We start from the raw sequence: 1047 nt of genomic DNA on the forward strand, positions 1-1047 counted from the left end.
CCCGGCACTTCCTGCCATGCGGGCCGCGCCGCCTTGCTCCGCTCGGCCCTGCGCCCTAGACGATCCGCCTAGCCCAAAACCGGTTTCCCCGCCTCCCGCCTCTACGCGGGTCGGTTCTCGCGCGTCAGGACCCGTCATGCCCAAACGCACGGACATCCAGTCGATCCTGATCATCGGGGCGGGCCCGATCGTGATCGGTCAGGCCTCGGAGTTCGACTACTCGGGGGTCCAGGCCTGCAAGGCGCTGCGCGACGAGGGCTACCGGATCGTGCTGGTCAACAGCAATCCGGCCACCATCATGACCGACCCCGACATGGCCCACGCCACCTATGTCGAGCCGATCACCCCCGAGTTCGTCGAGCGCATCATAGAAAAAGAGCGCCCGGACGCGCTGCTGCCCACCATGGGCGGCCAGACGGCGTTGAACGCCGCCCTCGCGCTGGAGAACTCCGGCGTGCTGGCCCGCTACGGCGTGGAGATGATCGGGGCCAAGTCCGACGTGATCGAGCGCGCGGAGGACCGCTCCAAGTTCCGCGCGGCCATGGACGAGCTCGGGCTGGAGAGCCCCAAGTCGCGGGCCGTCTACACGCTTGAGGAAGGGCTGGACGCCCTGCCCTTCGTGGGCCTGCCGGCGATCGTCCGGCCGTCCTTCACCCTGGCAGGCACCGGCGGCGGCATCGCCTACAACGTCGAGGAGTTCCGGGCGATCGTCGAAGGCGGCCTGGCGGCCAGCCCCGTCACCGAGGTGCTGATCGAAGAGAGCGTGCTGGGCTGGAAGGAGTTCGAGATGGAGGTGGTCCGCGACCGCGCGGACAACTGCATCATTGTCTGCTCCATCGAGAACGTGGACCCCATGGGGGTGCACACGGGCGACAGCATCACGGTGGCGCCGGCGCTGACGCTGACGGACAAGGAATACCAGCGCATGCGCTCGGCCTCGATCTCCGTGCTTCGCGCGATCGGGGTGGAGACGGGCGGCTCCAACGTCCAGTTCGCGGTGAACCCGGCCGACGGGCGCATGGTCGTCATCGAGATGAACCCGCGCGT

1 pseudogene is annotated in these 1047 nt (G+C 68.4%); it reads left to right on the forward strand.

From position 1 onward, the window contains the following. Positions 1-136: 136 nt before the first annotated feature. A pseudogene (gene carB, locus QZX79_RS05195) lies at positions 137-1047 on the forward strand (carbamoyl phosphate synthase large subunit); the annotation flags it as partial.

It is taken from the genome of uncultured Arthrobacter sp. (assembly GCF_902805515.1).
Taxonomy (GTDB): domain Bacteria; phylum Actinomycetota; class Actinomycetes; order Actinomycetales; family Micrococcaceae; genus Arthrobacter_D.